This is a genomic window from Haloleucobacter ellipsoideus (genome assembly GCF_052491725.1).
In genome coordinates this window covers 249,535-273,740 of sequence record NZ_JBQWAR010000021.1, presented here as the reverse complement: position 1 = coordinate 273,740, position 24,206 = coordinate 249,535, and the positions used below count along the sequence as shown (strand labels likewise).

At 64.4% G+C, this 24,206-nt stretch carries 20 protein-coding genes; 7 read left to right on the top strand and 13 right to left on the bottom strand.

Features of this window, described 5'->3' with window-relative positions; all coding sequences use genetic code 11:
- Positions 1-9 precede the first annotated feature (9 nt).
- Positions 10-1,512, top strand: a complete 1,503-nt coding sequence (locus tag ACT6QG_RS15685) for a TrkH family potassium uptake protein (RefSeq protein WP_444978523.1) — start codon at positions 10-12, stop codon at positions 1,510-1,512.
- A gap of 24 nt (positions 1,513-1,536) precedes the next feature.
- Here ACT6QG_RS15685 and ACT6QG_RS15680 read toward each other — a convergent pair whose 3' ends face one another.
- The 10 genes from ACT6QG_RS15680 to ccoN all read right to left on the bottom strand — a co-directional run bounded on the left by ACT6QG_RS15680 (position 1,537) and on the right by ccoN (position 11,937).
- The gene (locus ACT6QG_RS15680) at positions 1,537-2,292 is read right to left on the bottom strand and encodes an SDR family oxidoreductase (protein ID WP_444978522.1); all 756 of its coding nucleotides are present in this window, start codon (positions 2,290-2,292) and stop codon (positions 1,537-1,539) included.
- Between the two features lie 166 nt (positions 2,293-2,458).
- Complete coding sequence (locus tag ACT6QG_RS15675) at positions 2,459-3,583, bottom strand: MFS transporter (protein WP_444978521.1); 1,125 nt, start codon at positions 3,581-3,583, stop codon at positions 2,459-2,461.
- Positions 3,580-3,735, bottom strand: a complete 156-nt coding sequence (gene ccoS, locus ACT6QG_RS15670; protein ID WP_444978520.1) for a cbb3-type cytochrome oxidase assembly protein CcoS — start codon at positions 3,733-3,735, stop codon at positions 3,580-3,582. The genes ACT6QG_RS15675 and ccoS overlap by 4 nt, the downstream gene beginning before the upstream one ends.
- The gene (locus tag ACT6QG_RS15665; protein ID WP_444978519.1) at positions 3,732-5,939 is read right to left on the bottom strand and encodes a heavy metal translocating P-type ATPase; all 2,208 of its coding nucleotides are present in this window, start codon (positions 5,937-5,939) and stop codon (positions 3,732-3,734) included. Before ACT6QG_RS15665 ends, ccoS begins: the two co-directional genes overlap by 4 nt.
- Positions 5,940-6,077: 138 nt before the next feature.
- Positions 6,078-6,584, bottom strand: a complete 507-nt coding sequence (locus tag ACT6QG_RS15660; protein WP_444978518.1) for a FixH family protein — start codon at positions 6,582-6,584, stop codon at positions 6,078-6,080.
- Positions 6,585-6,667: 83 nt separating this feature from the next.
- Positions 6,668-8,116, bottom strand: coding sequence for a cytochrome c oxidase accessory protein CcoG (gene ccoG / locus ACT6QG_RS15655; RefSeq protein WP_444978517.1), 1,449 nt, complete (start codon positions 8,114-8,116; stop codon positions 6,668-6,670).
- Positions 8,117-8,456: 340 nt separating this feature from the next.
- On the bottom strand, positions 8,457-9,347 hold the full coding sequence (ccoP, locus tag ACT6QG_RS15650; protein ID WP_444978516.1) for a cytochrome-c oxidase, cbb3-type subunit III: 891 nt from the start codon (positions 9,345-9,347) through the stop codon (positions 8,457-8,459).
- Positions 9,348-9,351: 4 nt separating this feature from the next.
- Positions 9,352-9,516, bottom strand: coding sequence for a cbb3-type cytochrome c oxidase subunit 3 (locus ACT6QG_RS15645; protein WP_444978515.1), 165 nt, complete (start codon positions 9,514-9,516; stop codon positions 9,352-9,354).
- Positions 9,516-10,262, bottom strand: coding sequence for a cytochrome-c oxidase, cbb3-type subunit II (gene ccoO, locus ACT6QG_RS15640; RefSeq protein ID WP_444978514.1), 747 nt, complete (start codon positions 10,260-10,262; stop codon positions 9,516-9,518). The genes ACT6QG_RS15645 and ccoO overlap by 1 nt, the downstream gene beginning before the upstream one ends.
- A 10-nt stretch (positions 10,263-10,272) precedes the next feature.
- On the bottom strand, positions 10,273-11,937 hold the full coding sequence (gene ccoN / locus ACT6QG_RS15635) for a cytochrome-c oxidase, cbb3-type subunit I (protein ID WP_444978513.1): 1,665 nt from the start codon (positions 11,935-11,937) through the stop codon (positions 10,273-10,275).
- Between the two features lie 796 nt (positions 11,938-12,733).
- On the opposite strand from ccoN, the gene treY reads away from it, so the two are divergent.
- Together treY and ACT6QG_RS15625 are read left to right on the top strand one after the other, a co-directional pair.
- Positions 12,734-15,517, top strand: a complete 2,784-nt coding sequence (gene treY / locus ACT6QG_RS15630; protein ID WP_444978512.1) for a malto-oligosyltrehalose synthase — start codon at positions 12,734-12,736, stop codon at positions 15,515-15,517.
- Between the two features lie 56 nt (positions 15,518-15,573).
- Positions 15,574-15,789 (top strand): hypothetical protein, encoded by a 216-nt coding sequence (locus ACT6QG_RS15625; RefSeq protein ID WP_444978511.1) that lies wholly within the window; start codon positions 15,574-15,576, stop codon positions 15,787-15,789.
- Positions 15,790-15,882: 93 nt separating this feature from the next.
- Here the strand turns inward: ACT6QG_RS15625 and ACT6QG_RS15620 are convergent, their stop codons facing one another.
- Positions 15,883-16,836 (bottom strand): pirin family protein, encoded by a 954-nt coding sequence (locus tag ACT6QG_RS15620; protein ID WP_444978510.1) that lies wholly within the window; start codon positions 16,834-16,836, stop codon positions 15,883-15,885.
- A 164-nt stretch (positions 16,837-17,000) separates the two neighbouring features.
- On the opposite strand from ACT6QG_RS15620, the gene ACT6QG_RS15615 reads away from it, so the two are divergent.
- Complete coding sequence (locus tag ACT6QG_RS15615; protein WP_444978509.1) at positions 17,001-17,309, top strand: TM2 domain-containing protein; 309 nt, start codon at positions 17,001-17,003, stop codon at positions 17,307-17,309.
- A 91-nt stretch (positions 17,310-17,400) separates the two neighbouring features.
- On the opposite strand, the gene typA is transcribed toward ACT6QG_RS15615, so the two are convergent.
- Complete coding sequence (gene typA, locus ACT6QG_RS15610; protein WP_444978508.1) at positions 17,401-19,227, bottom strand: translational GTPase TypA; 1,827 nt, start codon at positions 19,225-19,227, stop codon at positions 17,401-17,403.
- Positions 19,228-19,480: 253 nt separating this feature from the next.
- On the opposite strand from typA, the gene thiE reads away from it, so the two are divergent.
- The 3 genes from thiE (at position 19,481) to ACT6QG_RS15595 (ending at position 23,553) form a co-directional block, all read left to right on the top strand.
- Positions 19,481-20,119, top strand: a complete 639-nt coding sequence (thiE, locus tag ACT6QG_RS15605) for a thiamine phosphate synthase (protein ID WP_444978507.1) — start codon at positions 19,481-19,483, stop codon at positions 20,117-20,119.
- Between the two features lie 414 nt (positions 20,120-20,533).
- Positions 20,534-22,240 (top strand): 30S ribosomal protein S1, encoded by a 1,707-nt coding sequence (gene rpsA, locus ACT6QG_RS15600; protein WP_444978506.1) that lies wholly within the window; start codon positions 20,534-20,536, stop codon positions 22,238-22,240.
- Positions 22,241-22,377: 137 nt separating this feature from the next.
- On the top strand, positions 22,378-23,553 hold the full coding sequence (locus ACT6QG_RS15595) for a CaiB/BaiF CoA transferase family protein (RefSeq protein WP_444978505.1): 1,176 nt from the start codon (positions 22,378-22,380) through the stop codon (positions 23,551-23,553).
- Positions 23,554-23,570: 17 nt separating this feature from the next.
- On the opposite strand, the gene ACT6QG_RS15590 is transcribed toward ACT6QG_RS15595, so the two are convergent.
- The gene (locus ACT6QG_RS15590; RefSeq protein ID WP_444978504.1) at positions 23,571-24,206 is read right to left on the bottom strand and encodes a thiamine phosphate synthase; all 636 of its coding nucleotides are present in this window, start codon (positions 24,204-24,206) and stop codon (positions 23,571-23,573) included.

Genomic DNA, 24,206 nt, shown 5'->3' with positions numbered 1-24,206 from the left:
ACATCACGCATGCGGGTGCATTCGACCCCCCTGCCCAGCATCGAGGCCCAGACCAAATCGGTGCTGGACCCGCGGCCCGTGGTGGCGACCCTTGGTATCCTGCTCTCCATTCTGGGCATCAGCATGCTGCTGCCGGCGGTGGTGGATTTCATCTCGCACTCCGGCGGCCATGGCGCCTTCTTCGCCTCATCGGCCATCACCCTGTTCGTGGGGGTGCTGATGTGGATGAGCGGGCGCTCCAGCGCCACCCGCAAGCTGGACCTGCGACAGGCTTTCCTGCTTACCGGCAGCGTCTGGGTGGTGCTGGCGCTGTTCGCCGCCCTGCCCTTCATGTGGGGCCGCTCCCAGCTTTCCTTCACCAATGCGGTCTTCGAGAGCATGTCGGGCCTTACGGCCACCGGCTCCAGCGTCATGTCGGGGCTGGATTCCCAGCCCCCCGGCATCCTGCTGTGGCGGGTGCTGCTGCAATGGTTTGGCGGCATTGGCATCATCGCCATCGCCATCGCCATCATGCCCATGCTGTCCATCGGCGGCATGCAGCTCTTCCGCACGGAATCATCCGATAAATCCGAGAAGTTCCTGCCGCGCACGGACGCCATCGCCAAGGGGCTGCTCACCGTCTATGTGCTGCTCACTCTCGTCTGCATCGCCAGCTATTCCATCGCCGGCCTGGGCGGGTTCGATGCGGTGACACTGGCGCTTTCCACGGTCTCCAGCGGCGGGTTTTCCAATTCCGACTATTCGATCATGGTGTTCAACAATCCCTCGGTGGAATATGTCGCCATTGTCTTCATGCTGATCGCGGCGCTGCCCTTCACCCTTTATGTGCGGGCCATGAACGGGGATGTGCGCCGGCTTTATACCAACCCGGAAGTGCGGGTGTTCTTCCTCATCGTGCTGGTCTTCACCTTCGCCTCCTTCCTCCAGCAGACATGGCAGGGCGTGGCGCAGGGGGAGACCGCCTTTCGCGGCGCGCTGTTCACCGTCTCCTCCATTATCTCCACCACCGGCTTCATGGCGGTGGACTATACCCATTGGGGCGCGGCTTCCGATGCCCTGTTCTTCGTGCTGCTGTTCATCGGCGGGTGCACCGGCTCCACCTCCGGTGGCCTGAAGGCGATGCGCGTGGCCATCACCGCCAAGGCCATTCGCCAGCATCTCAAGCGCATCTGCTTTCGCAGCGGGGTGTTTCCGCTGCACTATGGCGGCTCGATCGTGGAGGACGATGTCGTCGCCTCGGTGCTGAATTTCGTGTTCCTGTATCTGTTCACCATCGCGGTAGTGGCCATCACGCTGAATGTGATGGGGCTGGACACCGTGACCGCCTTTACCGCCTCCATCGCCAGCGTGGCCAATGTGGGCCCGGCCCTGGGGCCGGTGGTGGGGCCCTCATCCAATTATGTCAGTCTGCCGGACCCCGCCATCTGGGTGCTGACGCTGGCCATGATGCTTGGACGGCTGGAAATCCTCACCGCGCTGGTGCTGCTGCAACCGCGCTTCTGGACCCGCTGAGCCCGCCTGTTCAGCTTGCCCCTCTCAGAAATGGGAGAGATAGCCGCCATCCACCGCCAGCACATGGCCGGTGACATAGGATGCCGCCGGCGAGGCCAGGAACACCGCCGCCCCGGCCACCTCCTCCGGCTTGCCCCAGCGCCCCAGGGAGGTGCGGCGGGCAAGCCATTCCCGCACGCCCTTGTCCTGCCCCATGGCCATATTCGGCTCGGTGAGGAAATAGCCCGGCGCGATGGCGTTCACCGTGATGCCATGCGGACCGAGATCCGCCGCCAGCGCCTTGGTGAAGGATGTCAGCGCCCCCTTGGCCGTGGTGTAGGCCGTATCATCCGCCCGCGAGATATGGCCGGCAATGGAGGTGATATTGATGATGCGCCCGGCCACGCCGCGCGTCACCATGCCCAGCGCCACCTGCTGGGTGAGTTCCACCGGCGCCAGAAGGCTGCGCTCCACCAGGGTGCGGAAATCCGCCATCTCCATGTCGAGCAGGCTGCGCCTGTCCCGCGCGCCGGCATTGTTGACAAGAATGTGCAGCGGCGGCGCCTGCATCAGCGCGCGACGCACCGCATCGGCATTGAACACATCCAGCACAAGGGCGGAAGCTTCCCCGCCCTCGGCGCGGATGACCTCCACCGCCGCCTCGACCCGTTCCCCATGCCGGCCATTCACCAGCACATGCGCCCCGGCCTGCGCCAGACCCCGCGCAATTTCAAAGCCCAGCCCAGCCACGGAACCCGTGACCAGCGCGGTGGAGCCGGAAAGCGAAAAGGGGTGTTTCAAGGCAGCATCTCCACTCTGGCGGCACACCGGGCAACAGGGACCGGCCGCGGCGCCTAACATGGCACGCGTCGGCCTGCCATTTCGAGCGGCAAAAGCCTAATTCACATGGAAAACACGCAGGTTGGAGCGATTCTGTCTCCCGCCCGCGAAAGCGTCTCGCACGGGTTCAGAACAGAACGCCCCCGAGCCCCGCACCAATGATGGCGAACAGGAACAGGCTGCCATCATGCACCGCCAGCGCCGTGCGGCTTGGTGTGCCGGCACGGTAGATCCAGCCGGTTGCACCGACCGTGGCAACAGACCAGCCCGCCCCCACAATGATGAGGGCCGCCGTGATCGTCTCCGGCGTTCCGGCATATTGCAGCGGCACCGCCAGCGCCACCAGCGCCAGCCCGCCCAGCGCCAGAAACACCGGCTTCACCCGCTCACCCAGAAAGGCCAGCGGAATGGCCGGCGCATACATGGCCGCCACATGCAGGGCAATGAAGCCGAAGACCGCCGCCTCGCCAATGCCACAGGCCACCAGCGCCAGAGGCGCACCGGACATGATGGCGTTCATGCCGAACCATGCCAGTGCCCCCAAGGCTGTCGGCCAGAGAATGGCGCTCAGGGGTGCGGTTTCCTTTGGCCGGAAGATGGGGGGCGGGTCCGGCGCGAGGGACACGGCCACCCCGAGCGAAAGCGCATGTGCCACCGCCGCCAGCCCCGCCGCGCCCACAAGGAAGAAGGGGGCAACGAGATCCTCGGCGAAACTTGCAAGGGTGGGGCCGGCCAGTGCCGCCAGCACGCCCCCTGTCAGCACACCCGCGCTGGCGGCCGTGGGCCGCCCGCTCGCGGCGGCCGCCTCATGCCGATAGAAGAAGGAGAAGCCCTGCGCCATGCCCAGCCACAAGGCGCCAAGGCAGGCCCATGCGAACTGGCGCTGGATGAGTGCCGCCACCAGCAGCGCCCCTCCGGCAATGCCCAGCGATGCGCCAAGGGCAAAGCCGGCCCGCCGCCCGAATGTATCGCGCAGGAAGGACGCCGGGAAAGAGGCCAGCGCCGCACCCGCGAGCATGGCGGCAAACGGCCATGTGGCCATATCCGGGCGGGATGCGAGCTGTGCGCCCGCCAGCGGCAGGGCCGCGGAAGCCACCGTCTGCGCCAGCACCGCAAAGGCAAAGCCCAGCGCAAGCGCCAGGGTGGAAACACTCTTGTTTCCATTGTCATTGGCGGGCGGGTCGAACTGCGGATCGCAGATGCAGACCAGCATGCCCGCCCGGGGCGGTGCCGCAGGCACGGGGCGGTTCATTCGTCTTTCTTCAGGTCATCATCGGAAAGGACACGCACGGCTGCCCCGTCCAGATCATCATACTGCCCGCTCTTCATGCTCCACAAAAAGCCGAGCAGGCCGAGAAAGCCCAGAAACAGGGCCGCAGGAATAAGATAGACGAGGACGTTCATGCCACGGCCTCCTTCAATCCGGTCACGACAGGGGCTCCATCCTTGCGCCCTCGCCGCGCCGCACGCAAGGCATTTACCGTGACGATGATGGACGAGCCGGACATGGCCAGCGCCGCCACCAGAGGCGTGACAAGCCCGGCCACGGCCAGGGGAACCGCGATCACATTATAGAGAATGGCCAGTGTCAGATTCTGCCGCATGAGATGAGCCGCCCTTCGGGAGACATCCACCATCTCCAGAACCGGGGCGAGATTACGGCCAAGGAACACCGCATCCGCATGGGCCTGTGTCACCGCCGCGCCGGTGGCGGGGGAAAGCGAGGCCGTGGCGGCGGCAAGCGCGGGGGCATCATTCAGCCCGTCTCCCACCATGAAGACGCCGTGCCCCTCGCCCTTCATGCTTTCCAGCATGGCAATCTTGTCGGCGGGCTTGAGGCCGCCAACCGCATTGGCAATGCCCAGCACCTGCGCCACGGGGGCGACAGCCTCGGGCCGGTCGCCCGAAAGGATCCAGATATCGAGCCCGCGCGCCTTCAGCGTATCCACCACAGCGCGTGCATCCGGGCGCAGCGCCTGCTCCACCCCGAGCACGATGGCCCGATCCCCCCGCCGGAAGGCGATGAGGGAAGCGGTCGGCGGCATGTCTTCCGGCAGTCGCGCATCACAGAAGGAGAGGCTGCCAAGGCGCACCTCCTCCCCCTCATATATGGCGCTGACACCCGCTCCCGGCGTTTCGGTCACCTGCTCCAGCGGCCCGCCTTTGGCCTTGTGGGTCACGGCGCGGGCCAGCGGATGATGGCTGGAAAGGGCCAGACGCCCGGCAAGCTCGACATCTGCCGCCAGTGCTCCGGCCGGCACACGCAGGCTCGGCTCGGGCAAGGTGAGTGTTCCGGTCTTGTCGAAAACCACCGTATCGACAGGGGCAAGCCGCTCCAGCACATCACCGGCATTCACCAGCAGCCCGGAGCGGAACATGCGCCCCATGGCCGTGACCTGCACCGTGGGCACCGCCAGGGCCAGCGCGCAGGGGCAGGTGATGATCAGCACCGCCACCGCGATCAGGATGGACTGATGCCACCCCGCCCCATACAGCAGCCAGCCAATGGCCGAGCACAGGGCCGTGAAATGCACCATGGGCGAATAATAGCGCGAGACCCGGTCAGCGAGCCGCACATAGGCCCCCTTCTCGGCGAGCGCCCCGTCCAGCAGGCGCTGGACATCATCCACCAGCGTGTTCTCGCCCCCGGCCGTGACGCGCACATGCAGCGCCCCCTCGCCATTCAGGCTGCCGGCATAGACACTTTCCCCGGCATGCAGCGGGCGGGCGAGCGTCTCACCCGTCACCAGGCTTTCATCCACGCTGGAGCGGCCGGAGAGCACCACGCCATCCGCGCCGATGCGCCCACCCGGGGCCACCAGAATGGTATCGCCTGGCTGAAGGGCCTGCACCGGCACCAGAATGGGCGTGCCCTGCGCATCCAGCCGCTGGGCCATTTCGCCCCGCAGGGCGGCAATATTGCCCGCCAGAGCGCGCGTGCGCCGGCGCGCCTCATGGTCGAAATACCGCCCCGCCAGCAGGAAGAACAGCAACATGACGGCGCTGTCGAAATAGGCATCGGACTGGCTGAGAGCGGTTTCCACCACGCTCATGCCAAGCGCGAGCATGATGCCGATGGTGATCGGCACATCCATGTTCACCGAGCCGTTGCGCAAGGCCCGATAGGCGCTCTGATAGAATGGAAGGCCGGCATAGGCCGCCGCCGGCAGGGCGATGAGCGCGGAAATCCAGTGGAAGAAGTCCCGCGTTTCCGGGGTGATGTCACTCACCTTGCCGGACCAGACAGAGACCGAGAGCAGCATGATGTTCATGGCCGCAAAGCCGGAAACACCAAGGCAGCGCAGCAGCCAGTGGGCGCGCCTTGCCTCCTCGTCCTCCACCCGGCCGGCGAAGGGGTGGGCGCGGTATCCCAGTTGCTCCAGCCGCTGGACCACCTGGGTGGGCGTACCCTCATCTCCCCAGGCCACGGTGAGGCGATGGGTGGTATAGTTCAGCCGGGCACGGACAACGCCGGGCAGGCTTTTCACGCCATCCTCGATTTCCCCGATGCAGGCGGCGCAATCAATCCCGTCAATGGCGAGGCTCATATGCGATAGCCCATCGCCATCACGCATCACGAACAGGGAATAATCGACCGCTTCCGACATCTGCAAACCCGGTTGGAGTGCCCCGCCTGTGACCGGCCCGCCATGAGAGCCAGATGATATGTCTATCCGCAATCCGAAGTCTGGAGACATGGCCAGACACGCGACCGGCGGAAGGCAGCCCCTTCCACCGGGCCACCATCAGGGCAGGTAAATCCTGTTGCGCGAGCGAAACACGCGCTCGTCCCCTTTCATGAAATCGATCACCAGAACCCACTGGCCGGGGGCTGCATCGGTCGAAACCTGATAATGCCCGTTACCCAGCGGCTCCATATCCAGTTCCACATCCTTGCGCCGGTCCGTGGGGTGGGCAAAGCGACCGAGAGCGACAAGCCCCGTCAGCGGCACCCCTTCCGCATCCAGCACCGTGACATCCAGCTTGCGTGCGGTGCCGCCGGGATTGATCATCTCGACATCCACCGTCCAGTGCTGATCGTTCTGCCGCTCGGCGGCTGCATATTCCTGCGAGAACTGAAGCCCGGCCTTGTAGGAGCTTTCCGTCTCCACCCCCGCAAAGGTGGTGATCGCGAAGCGCGCCATGATGAAATTCACCGTGAAGATCACCAGAAAGAACAGGCATATGGCAATGAGCACCATACGGCCCGTGATCTGACGGGGCGCACGCGGCGCGCTGGCTGATTTGGCCATATGTCTCATACCTTCCTGCAAGCCGGAACGACGCCAGCGCTTGCGCGTTCCGGCGTCGTTCCTGTCATCCGATGGTCACGGCCTCATGGCCCGATGAAGTGGTCCTTCACCTTCGCTTCCACGCCGGTTGCAACGTCGCGGATCTGGAATGTGATAGGCAAGGATGCCTTGGCAGGCAACTTCTCCGGTGTGGTCACAAGGACGCGGATCTCGCGGGTCTGGTCCGGATCCACGGTCAGGGCGCCGGCATCATCGCCGATGACCTGCAGCGTCGCCCCCGGCACACCCGCGATGGAGAGGCCGAATGTGCGCTCCTGCAACTGCTTGTTGGTCAGGCGCAGCGTATAGGCATTGCGCACCGAACCATCCGAAAGCCGGACAAACAGCGGGTTGCGGTCATGAATGGCGGCCACGCCCTCGGTCGAGCGGTTGACAAGGGTGGCCAGCATCAGCCCGCTCACAAACAGGATGAGTACCGTATAGAGCACCGTACGCGCGCGGATGATGCGGCGCACATGCGGCTTGCCCTCGACGCGGGCCTCCAGATTGGCCTCGCTGTCATACATGATGAGGTCACGCGGGCGGCCCACCTTGTCCATCACGGCATTACAGGCATCGATGCACAGGCCGCACTGGATGCAGGAGAGCTGCATGCCGAGGCGGATATCCACGCCGGTGGGGCACACATTCACGCACTGGCCGCAATCGATGCAGTCCCCTGCCGGCTTGCCGGCGGCGCGCGCGGCGGCCGCCTTCTTCATCGAGGCGCGCGGTTCGCCACGGTCATAGGCATAGGTGACATTCAGCGCATATTCATCGGTCAGCGCGGCCTGGATACGCGGCCAGGGGCACATATAGGTGCACACCTGCTCACGCATGAGGCCGGCCAGCGCATAGGTGGTGAAGGTCAGGATGCCCACGGTGATATAGGCCGCCGCAGGTGCCTGCAGGGTCGCCATCTCCCACAGCAGGGTGGGAGCATTGGCGAAATAGAGCACGAACGAGACGCCGGTAGCGACCGCGATCACCAGCCAGATGGTATGGGTGAGGGACTTGCGGACGAACTTGTTGAGGCTCATCGGGGCCGCATCAAGCTGCATCCGCTCGCGCCGGTCGCCCTGCACGAGGCGCTCCACCATCATGTACAAATCGGTCCAGATGGTCTGCGGGCACATATAGCCACACCAGACACGGCCCGCCAAGGCTGTCATCAGGAACAGGATGAGCGCGGCAAGGATGAGAAGGCCTGCGACATAGTAGAATTCCTGCGGCCAGATCTCCAGAAAGAAGAAATAGAACCGCTTGGAAACGAAATCGATCAGAACAGCCTGACCCGGCGCATCCGGACCGCGATCCCAGCGCACGAAGGGCAGCAGGTAGAAAATGCCAAGCGCGATGAAAGCCATCGCCGACTTGATGGAGCGGAAACGACCACGGATCTTCTGCGGATAAATCTGCTTTCTCGCTTCATAAAGCGGGATGTCATCATCCGATCCGATGTCTGAACTGGCTGTGTGAGCTTCGGGCTTCATAGACGCGCTGCCATTGTCCATCAGGGTGCATTGTAACTGTGCATCCGCCACGCTCTTCCTGAAAAAAGCGCCGGCCCGCACATGATGATCCGTGATCCTGACCTCCAGACCCGGCGGCGCATCAGCATCCGGGGGGCCTGTACCTCACCTCACCCTGATATCATCATATCAGGAAAGAGTTGGAATCATTACAGTCCTACAATGTCACATCTCGGGCACCGTGCGTAGCCACCCCTGACGTTCTGTCGCGCGACCTTTTGTAAGCCCTTCAAAACAAAAGCCCCCGGAGAGCTGGCTCCGGGGGCTTTTGCGTCATTATGTCCTGAAGCGGAGCCGCAGGTCAGCGGCCGCCACCCAGAGTATGCACATACACGGTCAGCGCCTTGATGGTGATCGGATCCAGACGATGGATCCAGGCAGGCATCACATTGCCGCGGCCATTATAGATGCCATACTCGATCACTGCCTTGTCCGAGCCATAGAGCCAGATGTCGTCGGTCAGGTTCGGAGCGCCCAGCTCCATATTGCCCTTGCCTTCGTCACCATGGCAGCTCGCGCAGTTGGCCATGTACAGCTCCTTGCCCTTCTCCGTCCGCTCACCGGCATCCGGCTGGCGACCGGCCAGGAAGAGGACATAGTCCGCAACGGTCGAGATTTCCTGACGGCTCAGGATGCCATCACGCCCGAAAGCCGGCATGTCGCCCACATGGGCCTGATCATCACCCGAACGCGCACCATATTTGATGGTCTGGTTGATCTGCTCGAGCGTGCCGCCCCACAGCCAGTCATCATCGTTCAGGTTCGGATAGCCCACCGCGCCGCCGCCGCCCGAGCCATGGCACGGGGCGCAGTTGTCGGCGAAGGCCACACGGCCCTGGGCGCGCGCCAGAGTGAGCAGCGCCGGAGTGGACTCGATCTCCTGAAGCGAGGCGTCCGCCAGCTTGGAGATGGAAGCCGCACGCAGCGCATGCAGCTGGTCCATTTCGGTCTGGATCTGCGCCCGCTGGTTCCAGCCCCAGATACCCGGAGTGGGACCATTCAGCAGCGGCCATGCCGGATACACGATCCAGTAGCCGACTGCCCAGACGATACAGGCATACCACACCCACAGCCACCAGCGCGGCAGCGGATTGTTCAGTTCCTCGATGCCGTCCCACTCATGGCCTGTGGTCCGCACACCCGTGGCGACGTCGAGACGTCCCTGATGAGAAGAATTGTCTGTCGAGCTCACGGGATCAATCCTCTTTGAGCGGAATGTTGGCCGCGTCCTCGAAGTCCTTCTTGCGCTTGCGGGATGGCCAGAAGACATAGGCCAGCACCAGCAGGAAGGCGAAGACGAAGAGCAGCAAACCCCAGGTCTGCGCCAGCGAGGAGAAAAACGAATAGGTCTCGTTCATCATCACCTCACATTGGCTTTGTTGTCGTAGAGCTTGAAGTCCACGAGCGTGCCCAGCATCTGCAGATAGGCAATGATGGCGTCAGCTTCGGTGATATCCTCGGCATTGCCATCGAAGTTGCGCACCTGCGCCTTGGGGTAGCGCTGATCCAGACCTTCGGAGTCCGCATCCGTGGTGGCCTGGGTCTTCAGGTCCTCTTCAGCGTGCTCGATCATCTCTTCCGTGTAGGGCACGCCCATGAGAGCGAGCACCCGCATGTCTTCCGCGATGTGCTTGGTGTTCAGCTTCGTCTTCGCCAGCCAGGGATAGGCGGGCATGATGGAAGCCGGCACCACGGCGCGCGGGTTCTTCAGATGCTCCAGATGCCACTGGTCGGAATATTTGCCGCCAACGCGGGCAAGATCCGGGCCGGTACGCTTGGAGCCCCACTGGAAGGGATGGTCATACATGCTCTCTGCAGCCAGGGAGTAATGACCATAGCGCTCGATCTCGTCACGCAGCGGACGGATCATCTGCGAGTGGCAGTTGTAGCAGCCCTCACGCACATAGATGTTGCGCCCCGCCAGTTCGAGAGGGGTGTAGGGCCGCATGCCCTCCACCTTCTCGATGGTGTTCTTGAGATAGAACAGGGGTGCGATCTCGACGAGACCACCGATGGACACCACCAGCAGGATACCGAGCATCAGCCAGTAGGAGTGCTTCTCGAAGATCCCGTGCTTGGACCAGATGGACGAACCCTTAGCAGCCATTTGGTCCTCCTCATTCCGCGGCCGCGAGGGCGAGCTGACGCTCTTCCTCGGTCTGCGGGACAGTAATGGTCTTCCACACGTTCCAGGCCATGATCAGACCACCGGTGAGGAACAGAATGCCGCCAATAGCGCGGATCACGTACAGCGGATGCACGGCTTCCACCGACTCGATGAAGGAATACTCCAGGAAGCCCAGCGGCGTGTAGGCGCGCCACATCAGACCCTGCAGGATGCCCGCCACCCACATCGACGAGATGTAGAGCACGATGCCGAGGGTGGAGACCCAGAAGTGCCAGGAAACCGCGCGCAGCGAGTACATGTCCTTCTTGTTCCACAGCCAGGGAACCATGGTGTAGATGGCGCCGAAGGAGATGTAGGCCACCCAGCCCAGCGCACCGGAATGCACGTGGCCAACGGTCCACTCGGTGTAGTGGCTGAGGGAGTTCACAGCCTTCACCGACATCATCGGGCCCTCGAAGGTGGACATGCCGTAGAAGGCCACAGCCACCACCATCATGCGGATGACCGGGTCGGTGCGCAGCTTGTCCCACGCGCCGGAGAGGGTCATCAGGCCGTTGATCATGCCACCCCAGGACGGCATCCACAGGATGATCGAGAAGGTCATGCCCAGAGTCTGCGCCCAGTCCGGCAGCGCCGTGTAGTGCAGATGGTGCGGGCCGGCCCAGATATAGATGAAGATCAGCGACCAGAAGTGCACGATCGACAGGCGGTAGGAGTAGACCGGGCGGTTCGCGCGCTTGGGGATGTAATAGTACATCAGCGCAAGGAAGCCGGCGGTCAGGAAGAAGCCCACCGCATTATGGCCATACCACCACTGGAACATCGCATCCTGCACGCCGGCCCACAGAATGTAGGACTTGTGCGAGAAGATGGAGACCGGCACCGAGAGGTTGTTGCCGATATGCAGCATCGCAATGGTGATGATGAAGGCCAGATAGAACCAGTTCGCCACATAGATGTGCGGCTCGCGACGCTTCCACAGCGTGGCGACGAACACCAGCAGATAGGTGACCCAGATCACCGCCAGGAACAGGTCCGCATACCATTCCGGCTCGGCATATTCCTTGGACTGGGTGATGCCCAGCAGGTAGCCCGTACCGGCAATGACGATGAAGAAGTTGTAGCCCCAGATCACGAACCACGGCGCCAGTTCACCGGCAAGGCGGGCCTGGGACGTGCGCTGCACCACATAGAATGAGGTGGCGATCAGGACGTTGCCGCCGAAGGCGAAGATCACCGCGGAGGTGTGCAGCGGACGCAGACGCCCGAAAGACACCCATTCCGTATCGAAGTTGAAGGCCGGGAAGGCCAGCTGGAGCGCAGCCCACACACCGATGAGGAAGCCGGCGATGCCCCAGGCAACGGCGAAGATTGTGCCAACCTTCACCACATCGAAATTGTAGTTCGGCTTGCCATTGATAACCTGCGGAATCGGCTCCGCGGGACGGTCCATGTACCGGTTACCAATGACAAACACTGCCGCAATGCTGAAGGCCGCGAACAGATAGGCGTGGAACCCATATTCCGGCGTATAGGCCTTGGCGGCGACGATGATGGAGAAGAAGGCCAGGGCGGCGAACACCACCAGAAGACCCACCTCACCAAACCGCATGGACTTCGCCGGGGTCTGGATTGGATCTTGAATTGTCGACATTGCAGAACCCCTTGCGCCGAGGCGTAAAGCTGCACCTACGGAGCTTCGCGCGCACCATGCGCCCGAAGCCTAATTTAGCCTTGATACATATCAAAACTACAAAGGGGGACGTGACTCACGCGCGCTGCGGCGGAATGTCGCCATCCACCCTGACTTATCCCCCGCTTTGCCACAGGCACAGGCCGCGCCAAAGCATGAACCGACTGTTTTATGCCTTCTGTTTCACCAGAAAGCCGCCTTGCAAAGCTGATTGACCAAGCGTCATATACTAAAGGCTACGAGAGAAAACGGCCCCTCGCAAGCCGCCCGCACCGGCATCCGGCTGGCTCGCCTTATTTTAATACCAATTTTGATTCGCGCACCCCTGAAAAGGCGAATCTGTGGCCAAATTCGCGCGATCAGGTGCATGAACTGTGCCATTGATGCCGCGGAAAGATGCAAATACCACAGTGAAAACCCCTGCGGAGACGAAACAATATTCTCTCCGGCAAGGAAGGCCGTTACACTCGCGCGGCTGGGAAACAAGGGGCCCGCTTATGCTGGCGGCAATGCCTTCCGCGCGTCACCACATGGCGGAGGGAGGGCCCTGTTTCATGGCCGACGGGGCGACTGGGGAAGGGAACAGCGTGCGCAAGGATGCGCCGGGCCGGCTTGGCCCAGGCAGAATGAACGGCCGGCCACAGGGCTGCCCTTATTATAATGTGTGCTCTTCCGCCTTTCCGGCTCTCCCTGGCATGAAGGATGCGGGAAGACCTGCCTGTGCATGCGCCATGCCCGGCCACAAGCGGGGCCAGCCGTGACAGCACCGCGCGCCCTTGCCCATCTCGATTTTCACAAGGACTTTCCGCTCGATGCCGCCCTGCCGCTGGTGGAACGGCTGGCGGAACTTGGCGTCAGCCATGTGCGCACCTCGCCTCTTCTTTCCGCCCGGGCGGGCATTCCCGGCCGGATTGGCGTGGTCAATCACGCTGTCATAGACCCGGAAATCGGCGGGGAAAGCGCCCTGCGCCGCCTTGCGGGCGCCCTGCACCGGCGGGGCATGGGCCTGATTGCCGACATCGCGCCCGGTCACATGGCAGCGGGCGGGGCGGACAATCCTGTCTGGCAGGATGTGCTGGAATGGGGGCGCGACAGCGTTTACGCCAACTGGTTCGATATCGACTGGCGCTCCGGCGAGGGGCATCTGCGCCACAAGCTTCTGGCCCCCTTTCTGGACCGGCCCTATGGGGCGGCACTGGCCGAAGGGGCGCTGACGCTGGCCTTTGAAAGCGGGCCCGGGCGCTTTGTGCTGCGCCATCGCAACCATAGCTTCCCGGTCTGTCCGCTGGATTATCCGCGCATTCTGGAAGCCTGCCACCTGCCTGCCGCCAGCGTGATGAGCACCCTGTTCAAGGGCCTCTCCCGCCTGCGGCCGGACCTTGAGGCCATTCGCGCCGTACGCCGGGAGCTGAGCCTTCAGGCCGGCACGGCCGAGGGACGGCGTGCCATCGCCCTTTCGCTCGCGGCGTTTGATGGCCATGAACAGGAAGGCCGCGCCCGGCTGCATGATCTGCTGGAGCGCCAGTCCTATCGGCTGGCCTGGTGGCGCACCGCCCGTGACGAGCTGAACTGGCGCTGCCGGCTCGATGCGCCGGACCTTGTCGCCGTGCGGGTGGAACGCCCGGATGTGTTTGACGCCACCCACTCCACATTGCTCAATCTCTATGCAGAGGGCCATATTGATGGTTTTTCCATCATCGGATGGGATCTGCTGGCCGACCCTGAAGCCTATGCCGGCCGTCTGCGCCTGAAACTGGGCAGCCTTGCCGGGCGCCGGCCGGAAGAGGCCCCGCAGGGCCCCGCCTTCATGCTGGCGGATTGCGCCCTTCCTCCGGGCGCGGCCATGCCGCACTGCGCCGACCTTGCCGGCAGCACCGGCGCCGATGCGCAGGAGGCCATTGGCGCCGTGCTGCATGATGCGGTCGCCAGCGGCGCGCTTTCGGATATATGGATGGCCGCCACCGGAGACCGCCAGCGTTTCGATGACAAATACATGCAGGCCCGGCGCGAAGTGCTGCGCCAGCGGCTGGCCCCGGAGCTGAACGCCCTCGCCCGCACCCTGCATGATGTTGCAAGCGCGGACCTTGCCACGCGCGATCTCTGCCTTGCCGCCCTCCGGCGGGTCATCGAGGAACTCGTCATCGCCTTCCGCGTGCCGCGCATGAATGGCGGCATCTCCGGCCCCGGCGAGGGCAGCAGCCGGCAGTTTGCGGATGCCATGATGCGGGCCAGACACCGCATCCATCCGCTCGACCAGCCCGCCGCCGACCATGTTGCCGCCTGGCTTGACGGACGCACCAGCCGGGACCTTGCCGATATCGAGATCAGCGGCGCGCGGGCCGGGGCGCTGGCCCGCTTCGAGCAGCTCACCGCCGCCGTTCATCTGGCGGCTGTGGAAGAGGCCCTGCCCCGCCGCTATGGCCGCCTGCTGTCCCGCAATGAGGCGGGGAGCGACCCGACCCTGATGGGCCTGCGGCCATCCGGCTTTCATGAACGCATGTCCGCGCGGGCCGGGCGCAGCCCGCTTGCCCCTGTCGCCACCTCCGGCCCGGCCCCCCTTCTGGGCGAGGATGCCCGCATGCGCCTTGCGGTGCTGAGCGAGACCCCGCGCGAATGGGGAGAGCTGGTGCGCACGCTTCAGCAGCTCACCGCTCCCTTCCGCACCCGTCTCATGGATGGCGCGGCCCCTGATTCCTGTGACGAGATCCTTCTCTATCAGGCCCTTCTGGCCAGCTGGCCCCTGCCCCCGCGCGCCGCCGACCCGCTGGCGCTGGGTGAATTGCATGACATGGCCCGGCTCTGGCTGCGCAACACCATCCGCTCCGCCGGCCTGCGCACCAGCCACGCCTTTCCCAATACGGATTACGAACGCGGCTGCACCGATTTCCTCGCCACCCTCATGGAAGGGGCGGCAGGGGCGGAGGCCCGCCAGCTCATGGCCACCCTCGCCAGCCGCATCGCCCCTGCAGGAGCGCTCAATGCGCTCACGCAATGTGTGCTGAAATTGACCATACCCGGCATTCCGGCGCTGGAGCACCAGCGCATGGGCTGGGACTTTGCGCTGGGTTCGGCCCCCGCCGCCCACAGCCTGCCCCATGCGGGAGGAGAAAGCCTGCCGCCGGATCTGCTGCTGGAGAACTGGCAGGATGGGCGCGTGAAGCACGCCCTCATCACCCGCCTGCTTCAGGCCCGCGCCACCTGCCCAGCCCTGTTTGCACAGGCAGATTATGCCCCGCTGGTCACCGAGGGGCGGCAGGAAAACAATGTGCTCGCCTTTATCCGGCGGCATCAGGAGCAGGAACTCATCGTGCTGGTGAGCCGGCTGGCCTTCCGCCTGCTGGAGGCGCGCAATCCCCTGCCCCGCATTCCTCCCCTGCGCTGGGCTGACACCGCCGTGGTGCTGCCGACAGGCATGCATGGCCCGTTCGAGGACCTTCTCAGCGGGCGCGAGGTGGACAGCCGTCTGGGCCGGGTGGAATGCTCCGACGCCCTGGCCAGAAGCCCGGTGGCGGTGCTGCTGCGCAAGGCGGGGAGCCGCTGAAGGCCGGACGGGAACCGGATGGCCTCCGCCACGTTGTCTCTTCAAGGAGGTGCGCGATGACAAAACCGCAGACCCATCCTGAAGACAGGAAAACACAAGGCCAGAAGGCACCGGAGCCGGAAAGCTGCCTCACCCCGCGCGCGGTCAATGACCGGCTGGACGAGGAGCTGGAGCAAAGCTTTCCCGCCAGTGACCCTCCCTCGTTCCTGCGTGACCCACCGGAGCTGTGCGCCCGAGAGGATGAGCCACCGGAGAACCCGAAGAAGGAATAGGCACCTGCTGCGGATCTGCCGGCCCGTGCCGATCTGACCCTCATGAAGCAAACGAGGCGGCGTGGCCTGCCTCGTTTCAGGTGCGGGGTGTTTTCAGGTGCGGGGCCGTTGTGCCCGCGGGCGGCCCGGCCCGTCAGCAGGCGCGGGAATGAAGCTGTCATGATCGCAGGGAATGGGCGCAAATCGTCCATTAAAGCGCCCTTGTCTCCAGTCCTCTGCGGCCGCCCGCACGCGCTCGACATCCGAAGAGACGAAATTCCACCAGATATAGCGTGGCCCATCCAGACTGGCGCCGCCCAGCACCAGCAGCCGGGCATCGGTATGGGCGCGCAACCGGGTGGAGAGACCGGGACGGATCAGCGCGAGCTGGCCGGGCGGAAATGTCATGCCATCAATCTCCACCTCCCCGGAGAAGATGAAGACGGCGCGTTCCTCATGGGTCGCATCCACGGGCAGGCTGGCGCCGGGCTTCAGGATGGCTTCCAGATACAGGGTTGGCGAGGCCAGAGGCACCGGCGCGCGCAGGCCATGGGCCTCCCCCAGAATGACGCGAAGCCTTAGCCCTCCATCCTCGATCTCCGGCAGGGTTTCAGCGCCGACATGATGAAAGGCCGGCGCACTTTCCTCCGCCCCCTGCGGCAGGGCCAGCCATGTCTGCACCCCGGCCAAGACCCCGCCCCGCGCCTTTACGGCCTCCCCATGCCGCTCGGAATGCACGATGCCCCGCCCCGCCGACATGAGATTGACCGCTCCGGGCACGATCACCTGCTCGGAACCCAGACTGTCGCGATGGGTGAGGTGGCCATCGAACAGATAGGTCACTGTGGCAAGGCCGATATGGGGATGGGGCAGCACATCTTCCGCCGCGCCGGGCGCGAGGCGCACAGGGCCAAGAGTGTCGAAAAATATGAAGGGGCCAATCATCTGCCCGCGCGCGGAAGGCAGAATGCGCCCCACCCGCATGCCGCCAATATCCCGGGTGCGGGGCGGCAGCACCATTTCCACAGCCCTGTCTGCCGGCATGTGTTCATCGCTCAGATGGCTCATCGCATCCCTCCCGGCATCCGGCCTCACAAAGGGCAAACATGTCTGCTCATTCCGGGCCGGGCCCCAGTCTTTCAGCCAGCTTGCCCCGATGTCGGCAACAGGTCAAAACAGCAGGCACCACATATGGCGGCCCCCGCACCGCTCTTCCGCACTGGAACACACTCATGTCGATGGATCTTCAGCAGCAGGCCTATATCGAGGCGCGCCTCACCAATGAGGGGCCGAGCATGCTGCTTGCCTATGTCTTCTGGTTCTTCCTCGGCCTGCTGGGGGCGCACCGCTTTTATCTCGGCCGCCCGGGCAGCGCGGTGTTGCAGATCATCACCTGTCTTCTGCTGGTCGGGGTTCTGTGGGTGCTGGCCGACCTGTTTCTCATTCCCGGGATGGTGCGTGCGCGGCAGGACGAGATTCGCCGACGCATCGCCCATGAGATGGGCCTTGTTCCCGCCGCGCAAAGCGTCACCCGCCTGTAAAAGCCGCGCATGAAAAAGGGCCGCCCGGATGAGAGGCGGCCCTTTTCCTGTTGCGAACCCCGGCTCCGCGCGAGAGCCGGGAATATGCGGATCAAACGCCCTCGGCCTCGCGGCGGCGCTCTTCACGCTTGCGGTCATTCGGGTCCAGCAGGCGCTTGCGCACGCGGATGGACTTGGGCGTGACCTCCACCAGCTCGTCATCCTGAATCCAGGCCAGGGCGCGTTCCAGCGTCATGCGGATCGGCGGGGTGAGGCGCACGGCCTCATCCTTGGAGGTGGTGCGGATGTTGGAGAGCTTCTTGCCCTTCAGCACGTTGATCTCAAGGTCATTGTCGCGGTTGTGGATGCCCACGATCATGCCCTGATAGACCTTCCAGCCCGGCTCGATCATCATCGGGCCGCGATCCTCGAGGTTCCACAGCGCATAGGCCACGGCCTCGCCCGGCTCGTTGGCGATCAGCACGCCATTGACGCGCCCGGCCACCTCGCCCTTGTAGGGGGCATATTCGTGGAACAGGCGGTTCATGATGGCGGTGCCGCGCGTATCCGTCAGCAGTTCGGACTGATAGCCGATGAGGCCACGGGTGGGCGCGTAGAACACAAGACGCTGGCGATTGCCACCGGAGGGGCGCATCTCCACCATCTCGGCCCGGCGCTCGCTCATCTTCTGCACGACGGTGCCGGAATATTCCTCATCCACGTCGATGAGGACTTCCTCGATTGGCTCGAGAATGGTGCCATCCTCGTCCTTCTGGAACACCACGCGCGGACGCGAGACGGCCAGCTCGAAGCCCTCGCGGCGCATGGTCTCGATCAGCACGGCCAGCTGAAGCTCGCCACGGCCGGAGACGAAGAAGCTGTCCTTGTCCGGGCTTTCCTCGATCTTCAGCGCCACGGAGCCTTCGGCTTCCTTGAGCAGACGGTCGCGGATGACGCGGCTGGTGACCTTGTCGCCTTCCGTGCCCGCCAGCGGCGAGTCGTTCACGATGAAGGTCATGGTCACGGTGGGCGGATCGATCGGTTGGGCGACCATCGGCTCGGTCACTTCCGGGGCGCAGAAGGTGTCGGCCACGGTACCCTTGGACAGGCCGGCAATGGCGACGATGTCCCCGGCCACGCCTTCCTCGATCGGCTGGCGCTCGATGCCACGGAAAGCCAGGATCTTCGAGACGCGCCCCTGCTCCAGCAGCGAACCGTCGCCGGAGAGCACCTTGATGGTCTGGTTCGGCTTCACCGAACCGGAGGAGATGCGCCCGGTGATGATGCGGCCGAGGAAGGGGTTGGCTTCCAGAATGGTGCCGATCATGCGGAAGGGGCCTTCCTCCACGGTCGGTTCCGGCACATGCTTGAGCACCAGATCGAACAGCGGGGCCATGCCCTGGTCCATCGGGCCTTCCGGGCTCTCGGCCATCCAGCCGGAGCGGCCGGAGCCGTAGAGGATGGGGAAGTCGAGCTGCTCGTCAGTGGCGTCCAGCGCCGCGAACAGGTCAAACACCTCATTGATGACCTCGGCGGGGCGGGCGTCCGCACGGTCCACCTTGTTGATGGCGACGATGGGCTTGAGGCCGATCTTGAGCGCCTTGCCCACCACGAACTTGGTCTGGGGCATGGGGCCTTCGGCGGCGTCCACCAGCACGATGGCGCCATCCACCATGTTCAGGATACGCTCAACCTCACCGCCAAAGTCGGCGTGGCCGGGGGTATCGACGATATTGATGCGGACATCCTTCCACACCACCGAAGTGGCCTTGGCAAGGATGGTGATGCCGCGTTCCTTTTCGATATCGCCTGAATCCATGATGCGCTCGGCGACGCGCTGGTTTTCTCGAAACGCCCCCGACTGCTTGAGGAGTTCGTCAACCAGCGTGGTCTTGCCGTGGTCAACGTGGGCGATAATGGCGATATTGCGCAACTTCATTAGGGGTCCAACGCGATGGTGCGGGCAGGCGAAGGCAAGCCCGGCGGGACAGGATTTGTGCGCTGCAAATGACACACACAGCGCCTCAGATCAATGCGCGCACAGGGATTTGGCCGCAGAAACTGCCGACATGCGCCCAGCGTGCCTCCCCTGCATCACCCCACGCACCCCGGAGCGGGCGGCTCTTGACCCTGCCTCCGCGGGCGGGCACGCTCCTGTGGCCTTTCAGCTTTTTCCTACCGGAGGCAATGCCTTGGCTCGCTCTTTCGATCTCTCCCTGTATCTCGTGACCGATCCACGCCTGACCGCGGAGCGCGGACTGGAGGAGACGGTTGCGGCGGCTGTGCGGGGCGGCGTCACCCTGGTGCAATTGCGGGATCCGCACGCCCATGGCCGCGCTCTGGTGGAACAGGCGCGTGCGCTCCGGGCGCTGCTCGCCCCGCACGGGATTCCCCTGCTGGTGAATGACAGGGTGGATGTGGCGCTGGCGGCGCAGGCCGATGGCGTGCATGTGGGGCAGGATGACATGAGCCCGCAGGATGCCCGCGCCCTGCTGGGGCCGGACCGCATCATCGGCCTTTCGGTCGGCAGCCCGCAGGAATTTGCCGCTTCCGACCTCACCGGCGTGGATTATCTCGGCACCGGCCCCATCAAGGCCACCGGCACCAAGGCCGATGCCGGAGCCGCGATCGGGGCGGAAGGCATTGCCGCCATGCGCGCCCTCACCACCCTGCCGATCGTCGCCATTGGCGGGGTGGACGGGGCCTGCGTGCCGGACGTGATCCGTGCCGGCGCCAATGGAATCGCTGTTGTTTCAGCCCTTTGCGGCGCGGATGACCCGCAGGCCGCCGCCCGCGCCCTGCGCGACAAGGTGGAGGCCGCGCGCCGCTGAACGGGGCACAGGCCCTTCATCTTGCAGAGATTAAGTAAACCGGCAGCCGAAACTGCCGGTTTTCTTGTGCCGAAAGCCTGTGCGCGCCTTGCATGGGGGGGATTTTTCGCTTAATGGTGCCCCCGTTCGAAGCTGCGCTCTTCCAGAAAGGGAGAGCCGTCTTTGGCGGGCAAGGGTTTCCGCGGGATACGCGGCCCGGATCATCGGAGGCAGCCCGCCTGGCTTTCACTTCAGCGCGCATCGACACGCTCTGTTCACCAGAGCATTTCATCTGAAATGTCTGTTCCGTCCGGCCTTCGCGCTGGCCCGCCGGTTTCCCGGTGGTTGTTTTGCACTCTTCCGCGAGAGTGCCGAACATCCGGATGGTTCAGGCCATGCAACACCAGACGCTGGCGCACAGAATTCGGAGTACGAATGTCCGTAGAAACCACCCGCGAAGATTTTGCCGCTCTTCTCGACGAAAGCTTCGGCCGCGTTGACCTTCAGGAAGGTAGCGTTGTCAAGGGCACCGTGGTCGCGATCGAAAAGGATCTGGCGATCATCGACATCGGTCTGAAGACCGAAGGTCGCGTGGCCCTGCGCGAGTTCGCCGGCCCGAACCGCGAGAACACCATTCAGGTGGGCGACGAGGTCGAGGTCTATCTCGAGCGCGTTGAAAACGCCATGGGCGAAGCCGTTCTCTCGCGCGACAAGGCGCGCCGCGAAGAGAGCTGGGTCAAGCTCGAAAAGGCGTTCACCGCCAACGAGAAGGTCAACGGCGTCATCTTCAACCAGGTCAAGGGTGGCTTCACCGTCGACCTCGACGGCGCAGTGGCCTTCCTGCCGCGTTCGCAGGTCGACATCCGTCCGATCCGCGACGTCGCTCCGCTGATGCACACGCAGCAGCCCTTCCAGATCCTGAAGATGGATCGCCGCCGCGGCAACATCGTGGTCTCCCGCCGCACCGTGCTGGAAGAGACCCGCGCCGAGCAGCGCCACGAGCTGGTCCAGAACCTCGAAGAGGGTCAGGCCATCGAGGGCGTGGTCAAGAACATCACCGATTACGGTGCGTTCGTTGATCTGGGCGGCATTGACGGCCTGCTGCATGTCACCGACATCGCATGGCGCCGCGTGAACCACCCCACCGAAGTGCTGTCCATCGGCCAGACGGTGCAGGTGAAGATCATCAAGATCAACCACGAGACGCACCGCATCTCGCTTGGCATGAAGCAGCTCCTCGGCGATCCGTGGGAAGGCATCGAGGCCAAGTATCCGGTGCAGGCCCGCTTCAAGGGTCGCGTCACCAACATCACCGACTACGGCGCGTTCGTGGAACTGGAGCCGGGCATCGAAGGCCTGATCCACGTTTCCGAAATGTCGTGGACCAAGAAGAACGTTCACCCCGGCAAGATCGTTTCCACCTCCCAGGAAGTGGAAGTGCAGGTTCTGGAAGTGGACAGCGCCAAGCGTCGCATCTCGCTCGGTCTCAAGCAGACCCTGCAGAACCCCTGGGAAGCCTTCGCCGAGAAGTATGCTCCCGGCGCGGTTGTCGAAGGCGAAGTCAAGAACAAGACCGAGTTCGGCCTGTTCCTCGGCCTCGACGGCGATGTGGACGGCATGGTCCATCTCTCCGACCTCGACTGGAACCGTCCGGGCGAGCAGGTCATCGACGAGTACCGCAAGGGTGACATGGTCAAGGCCGTGGTGCTCGACGTGGACGTCGAGAAGGAGCGCATCTCGCTCGGCATCAAGCAGCTCTCCGGCGATCCCTTCGCCGAGGCCGGCGACGTCCGCAAGGGCGCTGTCGTGACCTGCGAAGTGACCGACGTGAAGGATGGCGGCATCGAGGTGAAGCTCACCGGCACCGACCTGTCCTCCTTCATCAAGCGTTCGGAACTCGCCCGCGACCGCAACGACCAGCGCCCCGAGCGCTTCTCTGTTGGCGACAAGCTGGACGCCCGCGTCACCCTGTTCGACCGCAAGGCGCGCAAGGTGCAGGTTTCCGTCAAGGCGATGGAAATCGCCGAGGAGAAGGAAGCCGTGGCGCAGTACGGTTCCCAGGATTCCGGCGCTTCGCTGGGTGACATTTTGGGCGCCGCGCTCAAGCAGCGCGAAGCTGACGGCGACTCCAAGGAAGACTGATCGTCTTTCAGGACTCTGATCTGGAAAGGGCCGGTGCAAACCGGCCCTTTTCTTTTGCAACCTGCAACAGCAGGCAGAACCTGCCGCACATGTCTATGCTGGCGCTGATTCCCCGCCCAAGCCCCGGACCTTTCCCGATGACAGATTCCGCCTTGCCTCCTCTCCATGGCCTCAGGGTGGTGGAGCTGGCCCGCATTCTGGCCGGCCCGTGGATTGGCCAGACGCTGGCGGATCTGGGGGCCAGCGTCATCAAGGTGGAAGCGCCCGGCGGGGATGACACCCGCACATGGGGCCCGCCCTTCATCGAGCGGCCGGATGGCAAGGGCGGCACGGAGAAGGTGGCCGCCTATTTCCACGCCGCCAACCGGGGCAAAAGCTCGGTGACCTGCGACTTCTCCCGGCCTGAAGATCTGGCCCGGGTGAAGGCCCTGATCGCAGAGGCCGATGTGGTGGTGGAGAATTTCCGGGTCGGGGCGCTGGCCAGGTTTGGCCTTGATTATGAGAGTGTCGCCGCGCTGAACCCGCGCGCCATTTATGTCTCCATCACCGGCTTTGGCCAGAATGGCCCGCGCGCCCTGAGCCCGGGATATGATTTCATGATTCAGGGCATGTCCGGCATCATGGACCTGACGGGAGAGCCCGGGCGCGAGCCGCAGAAGGTGGGCGTTGCCTGGATTGACATCTTCACCGGGCTTTATGGTGTCATCGGCATTCAGGCCGCGCTGGCCGAGCGGGCCCGCTCCGGGCTGGGGCAGAGGATTGATCTGTCCCTGCTGGATACCGGGGTCGGCGTGCTGGCCAATCAGGCCATGAGCTTTCTGGCAGGGGGCGGGGTGCCGCACCGCATGGGCAATGCCCATCCCAGCATTGTGCCTTACCAGCTTTTTCCGGCTTCAGATGGCCATCTCATCATCGCCTGCGGCAATGACCGGCAATTCACCGCCCTGTGCCAGACGCTGGACCTGCCGGATATGGCGGCCAACCCGGCCTATGCCACCAATCCGCAGCGTGTGGCGGAGCGCGAAACCCTATGCGCCCGCATTGCCGGAAAGACCATGGCCCGCACCCGCACCGATCTGCTTGAGGCCCTTGAGAAAGCCGGCGTACCGGCCGGGCCCATCAATACGGTGGCGGAGGCGATTGGCGACCCGCAGATCGCGGCGCGCGGTATGGTGATCGCGCCGGAAGGCATTCCCGGCCTGCGCACCCCCCTCACCTTTTCCCGCAGCCCGCTGGTTCTGGACAAGGCCGGCCCTGCCCTCGGCACCGGCGCGTGGACCTTCACCGGCACAGCCGCACCAGACGAGGCATGAACGCAGCGGAAAACCTCTCAGCCCTGTGGCGGCGGAAGCTGGCTCAGCAATTGCGCCATCATGTCCTGGGGCTGGTCTGCACGCATCATCTCACCCATGACGGCAACGCCCTGAGCCCCCGCCTCCATGCAGCCTGCAAGCGTCCCGATAGACACGCCGCCCAGCGCCAGCACCGGAACGGGTGAGGCCAGAACGAAGCGCTGCAACCCTTCCGGCCCCAGGGCTGGCCCATAACCGGGCTTGGAACGGGTGAGGAAAACCGGGCTGGCGGTGATATAATCCACGCTGCCCGCCTGCACCGTCCGCGCTTCATCCGCGCCATGGACGGAAAGACCGATCAGCGCCCCCGGGCCCAGCAGGGCGCGTGCCGCACCAGCATCAGAACCGGCGGGCAGATGCACGCCATCCGCTCCCACAGCCTGCGCCTGTGCGGCCGCGCCATGCAAAGTGAGCACCGCGCCACAGGGCGCTGTCACGGCGCGCAGGCGGGAGAAGAGCGCCGCAATCTCAGCCTCCGGCAGATCCTTCTCGCGGATGCTCACCCAGCGGCAGCCCCCCGCACAGGCCGCCTCCACCACCGCCGCAAGATCACCCCGCACCTGTGTGCGGTCTGTAATCAGCAGCAATGGCGGGCAAGGCAGGCTCCGGTCCAT